We start from the raw sequence: 5,786 nt of genomic DNA on the forward strand, positions 1-5,786 counted from the left end.
CTTTCAACCTCTGTCTTCTTCCCCTGCCAGTAAAGACCTGTGGAAAGGTTAGAGTCAGGCATGTTAAGCTCCTTATATTTGAAGTACTATTAATTTTTTCTTTATAAGTGAATTTATAGCATGCAAGATTTCTTCGTCAGAAAAACGAGGCTTTAGAGATTTAACTATTTCTAACAATTTTTCTTTTGAAATATTTTTTTCTTCGCGGACCACATATACTATTGTTGATATTAATTCAAGTTCTTTTGCAGTTAAATTGCCAAACTCTTCAATAAGTTTTTTAAGCGAATTTTGAATTTCTGGGTCTTTTAAAAAATCACTTGCCTTTTCTCTGATTGATTCATTATTTTCTCCTACAGTAATATGATATCCACCGTAATTTGTAGGAACATAGTAAATTCGAACTCCTCCCCAGCTTTCAACAAGAGAAAGGTCTATTTCGATATCTGAGCAATAGGGTCCATATATATAGAAATCAAACCTATATCCACATTTAATACCGTATATTTCTTGTAGAAGAAAGATTAATTTCTGTAAAGCTGTTTTGCTAAATTGAAAACGTTTATCCTTTAGTCTATAAGCTAACTCCGCAATCAAACCATAGTTATCCCACGAAATAATGCTCTGTTTTTTGGTCATTTTCTCTCCTCCTTTTTATACTTTTTACTATACATTTCCTCTACTTTTCTTTTTACTTCATCCTTCTTTGAAAATGTAACATAAATTCTTGTTTGATCTACAGGCTTCAAGCCAGAAACGGCGCTGGATAATCTGGATAAATAAGTCAGTTCTTCTGTTTTCTCATTTGGTCTAATTAAAATAGGAATGTCTGTATTATCAAATTTATACCATGAATTTTTTGCTCTATCTATAAAGGCTTCATCGTCATTAAGTTCGTTTATAATTTCATCCCAGGCTTCGCCAAGAAAGTCAAGTTCTTCTTGAGTCGGCACTTCGGAGGTTTCATAAATCTTTCTATGATGCCTCCTTTTGGACAATATTTCTCCGTGTTCACCGCCATTACCATTACTGATTTCACCCAGAACCAGCCAGTCAGTCCATTTTAAATATTCTTCAATATTTTCCTTAGAAGTTGGCGGAGGAAAGGCATCTTTCTGACTTAAGGAAGAAGCTTTTTGTTTTTCAGAAAGAAGTGACCTCATGGTCTTTGCGAGATGAAAATCATAAGCCCTTCTTGTATGCTGAAAATATACTTGAGTAAACATCATATAGCGGGCTATTATAAGTGCTTCTGCTGAATGAATACCGCCTTCTTCAACAGCAAGTACTGGATTATTTTCTTGGTCTATCGTTACAGTCATTGTTACTATTAGGCGATTTAAATCATATTTGCCATAGGCAACTCCGATATGATAGGAGTCTCTCAATAGGTAATCTCCTCTATCCGCATCAAGTTGGCTTGATAGCAGGCTTCTCCATAGTAAAGACCTTTTTAGTTCAGGACTACCTTTTATGAAATTAGCTACTTCTTCTGCCTTTATCTTGTGATTTTGGTTTAAAGGATGATTTTCTATCACATCTTTCAGTAAGTATAAAACAGTAGCCGCAGAATAATCTTCATGTTTATAAGATTTTCCAGCTTCATATGAAGGCATTAATTCTTCTGCAGCATGGGAAAATGGTGCATGCCCTACATCATGTAGCAAACATGAAATTCTCAAAAGGGTCCTATCCCTTTCTAAACCACCATCAGTAAAATTGAGTTCATTTTTTAGGAAATCTTTTCTTCTTTTTACAATCTCATCAAATACCCGTGTTGCTAAGTGCATTACACCGAGAGAATGTTCAAAACGCGTATGCATTGCCCCTGGGTATACCATATCTGTTAAGCCAAGTTGTCTAATTCTTCGCAATCTCTGAAAAACCGGATGATTAACTATTTCTCTTTCCCATTCATTAAATTCTATAAAGCCATAAATAGGGTCTCTAACTTCATATATCTTTGGCATAATTTATTCTAACTAAAAATATCCGTTTCTTCTATAACTATAATATTCATCCTTTGAAATTATAACATGCTCTTGAAGCATTACATCTACAGTCTTTAATGCATTTCTAACAGCATCTGTTAGCCTATCATCGCTTTCATATGGTTCAGGCAGTCCGCCAGGGTGATTATGAGCCAGTATCACAGAGGTTGCCTTGTGCTTTAATGCACCCTCAACAATCTTTCGCGGAAAGACTACTGCTTCAGATACCGTTCCCTCTGAAAGATTTTCAGAATGTATAAGTTCATTCTTGCTGTTAAGATAAAGCACGTGGACTATTTCATTACTACTGCCACCTATCACTGCTTTAAGATAATCTACAAGGTCATCAATTGTCCTAAAAGACCTCTGGCTGAATGCCCTTCCTTTGAAGTACTCAGAGATTATTTCCCTAATGGTTTTTATAAATAATGCTGAGTTTTCTCCCAACCCCTCTACTTTTGATAGTTCATCTAATGGTGCATCAAGGACATCTTGAATTGTCCTGAACTTAGAGATAAGTGTTTTTGCAACAGGCTTGGTGTCCTTTCTCGGAATTGCATAGGTAAGGAGGAGTTCAAGTACTTCATAGTCATGAAATCCCTCAAAGCCTGTTTTTCTGCACCGTTCCCTTAATCTCTTTCTGTGCCCCTCGTACGGCCTTTTGTCTCTGTTCATCTTTTTATCTTCGGACATATCTTACCAAAATCACATTGATTGCAGATCTTGATATTCCTTGCATCCCTTGGGAATCTTCTTTTTATGATATCATTTACTGCCTTTGCAATTGACTTTTTAGCATATTCAAGCTTCCTTGGCGTGGTCAAGACCTCCACTCTTTCTGGAACTTTTCCCGAATCAAGATAATGAATATATGCCTTTTTAACATCTAATCCCAATGCCTCTCTTGCTGCAATTGTATATAGCTGAACCTGAAGATGAGCCTCTTCTTCAGAAAAACTCCTTCTTTTACCTGTCTTAAAATCCACAATCTCAAGAATATCTTCTGAGGCATTTTCTCTCTTTAGCAGGTCAATAGTGCCTGATATGAGGGCATTCTCAAGGTCATATTCAAAAGGGCGTTCTGTCTTGACTGTAAGGCTGAAGTCTTCCTTCCATAATTTTATATAATTCTGGATGCTTTTAACAGCACTTTTTCTTAAGGTATCCAGAATCAAAGAGCCCTCCTATGCCACTTACAGAATAAGGAAATCCCGCCTCTTTAAGGGCATTAAGGTAAAGCTTGGCATCATATTTAACAGATCTAAAGAATATGGCTATATCTGAGTAACCGAGCCCCTGACTTCTTCCATTACTTTCTATTATCTCAGTCCCGACAGGGCTGTTATTAACTATCACACTATTTGCACACATACTAACTAATACTTAATCTAATCTCAATTGACTCTATAAATTTTTCCACTTCTCAAGTGTTATATGCTTTCTTGAGCATCTTAAAAGTTCTTTGTCTGATAAGGCTGGTAACTTGCTTTGTGCAGCGACTTTTTTAACTCCCAATGAGTTGCGTCTTTGGAAGTTCCTCTCCATACCTCCGGACAAAGCTGTATAGCTTCTTTTTATTTTAACTTCACTCATCAAGGAATTTTGCTTTGTATGACAGCCTTTTAGTTCAGGCATATCAGAAAAAAGCCTCGTTCATCCGCTCTATATAATTCTTTGGTAAAGCCTATTTTACTTCAGTATCTCTCAATTTACAAGGTATTTTGAGTTCAGTAAAGCCTTCTCCATGAGATTAAGTCTAAAGCCTCACAATCACTCCCTTAGACCTGAGATACTCTTTTGCCTCTCTGATTGTGTATTCCCTGTAGTGGAATATTGATGCAGCAAGGACAGCATCTGCCTTTCCGATAACAATGCCTTCATAGAGGTGTTCAAGGTTTCCTGCACCTCCAGATGCAATGACCGGTATGCTTACTGCTTCAGCAACTGCCCTTGTGAGTTCAAGGTCATAACCATCCTTTGTGCCATCTCTATCCATGCTTGTAAGGAGTATCTCTCCGGCACCGAGCTCTTCCATGTATTTTGCCCACTCTACAGCATTTATTCCTTTCGGTCGCCTTCCGCCATGGGTATAAACCTCCCAGAGAGGCAGTCCAGCAGAGGAGTAGTGCAGTAGTTCAATAGTCTTCGGTGAGGAATTTTTTTCTTTTATAATTTTCTGCTGCTCTGCTGCTCTGCTGCTCTGCTGCTCTGATACATGCTGAAGTAACAGTCTCTCCAAGAGTTCTCTTGATGCCCTGAGCCACTCAGGTATCTCCTCTGGGTTTCTTATATCAAATCTTGAGCCATGAACCCTCTTTGCATCAATGGCTACAACTATGCACTGGCTTCCAAATCTCATGGCTGCCCTTTTTACAAATTCAGGATCATTTACGGCAGCAGTGTTTATTGATACCTTATCACAGCCAGCATTGAGAAGGTCTCTTATGTCTTCAAGGCTTTTAATACCACCACCAACTGTAATGGGCATGAATACATCGGATGCAGTCCTTTCAACAACATCAAGGATTATCTTTCTCTTTTCATGCGATGCTGTTATATCAAGGAATACAAGTTCATCAGCACCCTGCTCATCATAATATATGGCATTCTCTACAGGGTCTCCTGCATCTCTTAGATTCACGAAGGACACGCCTTTAACAACCCTTCCATCCTTAACATCAAGACATGGTATTATTCGTTTTGCAAGCATGTTAAAAACCTCTAGAATCCAGATATATTTTTATGCCCTTGTACATCTCTGAAAGCCTTCAGATATTTCATAGAGCTTATTAATGCCATCCACAATATCATTTTCATTGTATTCATGTGTGAGGATACTTCTGAACTCTCTAAGTCTTATCCATTCCACAGCATTTTCAATAAGTCTGAGTTTCTCAGCACTGTTAAGGATATCAATAAATGGACTCTGTTCAAGATCTTCCCGCAGGATTTTTACAATGATAAATCTTAATAATCTGCCTGCATCGTCCTGAAGCTTTCCAAATCTATAAGAGATCTGGTCAATAAAGGATAATTCTGTGTATGAAAGTCCTCTATATTTTTCGACAGTTAAGGGAAGAAGTGGTTTTATTGCTTTCATTGCTGACAGGAGCCTTGTAAGATGTTTGTCGCAGATTTGAATTTTTTTCTGGAGAATCTCTTTTTCAAAATTCAAATCTTTACTCCTTCTTTTTCAGCATATCTGTATATTAAACTATCTGTCTCCTGTCCTTTCTTTTTTACCACAAGATCTACTTTGCGATCGCCAATTTTTATCTTTAACTCGGCGAGGAAATCAGCAATTCTATCAAGGAGACCTTCAGTGAGGGAGCTCTCTGTGTAAATATCAATATCGCCTCCTTTTTTTCTATCATCAATTCTTGAACCAAATATCCGTACTTCAGAGTCCTCTCCAAAATATTTCTGCGAAAGGTCCTTAGTTATTCCTATAATCTCCGGTTCAATCCTCATTTATTATCCCTATCGCCTCTCTTAAATCAATTGCTCCAGAATAGAGTGCCTTTCCTGTGATAATACCATAGAGACCTTTTATCTCTTTCAGTCTTTTTATATCCTCAAGGGATGAGACACCTCCTGATGCTATAACTGGTAGATTAACTGTCTTCACCATCTCTCTTATTGCCTCTATGTTAGGTCCTCTTAGCATGCCATCCCTTGATATATCTGTATAGATTATGCCCCAGACTCCATAATCCTGCATTCTCATGGCAAGCTCTGTTGCCTTCATATGCGTTATCTCAACCCATCCCTTTATAGCAACCAGCCCTTCTTTAG

10 protein-coding genes are annotated in these 5,786 nt (G+C 37.6%); all 10 read right to left on the bottom strand.

The annotated features are described in order from the left end of the window. Positions 1–72 precede the first annotated feature (72 nt). A complete protein-coding gene (locus tag N2257_10230) occupies positions 73–639 on the bottom strand; it encodes a hypothetical protein (protein MCX7794760.1) in 567 nt (188 codons plus the stop codon). Then, positions 636–1,970, bottom strand: coding sequence for an HD domain-containing protein (locus N2257_10235; protein MCX7794761.1), 1,335 nt, complete (start codon positions 1,968–1,970; stop codon positions 636–638). The genes N2257_10230 and N2257_10235 overlap by 4 nt, the downstream gene beginning before the upstream one ends. A gap of 12 nt (positions 1,971–1,982) precedes the next feature. Further along, the gene (radC, locus tag N2257_10240) at positions 1,983–2,684 is read right to left on the bottom strand and encodes a DNA repair protein RadC (protein ID MCX7794762.1); all 702 of its coding nucleotides are present in this window, start codon (positions 2,682–2,684) and stop codon (positions 1,983–1,985) included. Next, positions 2,663–3,166 (bottom strand): PD-(D/E)XK nuclease family protein, encoded by a 504-nt coding sequence (locus N2257_10245; protein MCX7794763.1) that lies wholly within the window; start codon positions 3,164–3,166, stop codon positions 2,663–2,665. The genes radC and N2257_10245 overlap by 22 nt, the downstream gene beginning before the upstream one ends. Next, positions 3,132–3,362: a hypothetical protein gene (locus tag N2257_10250; GenBank protein MCX7794764.1), complete on the bottom strand. Its 231-nt coding sequence runs from the start codon at positions 3,360–3,362 to the stop codon at positions 3,132–3,134. Before N2257_10250 ends, N2257_10245 begins: the two co-directional genes overlap by 35 nt. Positions 3,363–3,395: 33 nt before the next feature. Further along, on the bottom strand, positions 3,396–3,626 hold the full coding sequence (locus tag N2257_10255; protein MCX7794765.1) for a hypothetical protein: 231 nt from the start codon (positions 3,624–3,626) through the stop codon (positions 3,396–3,398). A gap of 121 nt (positions 3,627–3,747) precedes the next feature. Continuing rightward, positions 3,748–4,701 carry an imidazole glycerol phosphate synthase subunit HisF gene (gene hisF, locus N2257_10260; GenBank protein ID MCX7794766.1) on the bottom strand — a complete coding sequence of 318 codons (954 nt, stop codon included), beginning with the start codon at positions 4,699–4,701 and terminating at the stop codon, positions 3,748–3,750. 30 nt (positions 4,702–4,731) lie between these two features. After that, complete coding sequence (locus tag N2257_10265; GenBank protein ID MCX7794767.1) at positions 4,732–5,166, bottom strand: hypothetical protein; 435 nt, start codon at positions 5,164–5,166, stop codon at positions 4,732–4,734. Then, positions 5,163–5,462, bottom strand: a complete 300-nt coding sequence (locus N2257_10270) for a hypothetical protein (protein MCX7794768.1) — start codon at positions 5,460–5,462, stop codon at positions 5,163–5,165. The genes N2257_10265 and N2257_10270 overlap by 4 nt, the downstream gene beginning before the upstream one ends. Further along, positions 5,452–5,786: HisA/HisF-related TIM barrel protein (locus tag N2257_10275; protein ID MCX7794769.1), on the bottom strand; the 335-nt coding region annotated here is incomplete at its 5' end. The genes N2257_10275 and N2257_10270, both read right to left, overlap by 11 nt.

The organism is Thermodesulfovibrionales bacterium (assembly GCA_026417875.1).
GTDB lineage: Bacteria > Nitrospirota > Thermodesulfovibrionia > Thermodesulfovibrionales > CALJEL01 > CALJEL01.

Bases quoted from the DNA above. Each gene is read 5' to 3' on its own strand.
- N2257_10230 (MCX7794760.1), bottom strand. From the start codon at position 639: ATGACCAAAAAACAGAGCATTATTTCGTGGGATAACTATGGTTTGATT.
- N2257_10235 (MCX7794761.1), bottom strand. From the start codon at position 1,970: ATGCCAAAGATATATGAAGTTAGAGACCCTATTTATGGCTTTATAGAA.
- radC (MCX7794762.1), bottom strand. From the start codon at position 2,684: ATGTCCGAAGATAAAAAGATGAACAGAGACAAAAGGCCGTACGAGGGG.
- N2257_10250 (MCX7794764.1), bottom strand. From the start codon at position 3,362: ATGTGTGCAAATAGTGTGATAGTTAATAACAGCCCTGTCGGGACTGAG.
- N2257_10255 (MCX7794765.1), bottom strand. From the start codon at position 3,626: ATGCCTGAACTAAAAGGCTGTCATACAAAGCAAAATTCCTTGATGAGT.
- hisF (MCX7794766.1), bottom strand. From the start codon at position 4,701: ATGCTTGCAAAACGAATAATACCATGTCTTGATGTTAAGGATGGAAGG.
- N2257_10270 (MCX7794768.1), bottom strand. From the start codon at position 5,462: ATGAGGATTGAACCGGAGATTATAGGAATAACTAAGGACCTTTCGCAG.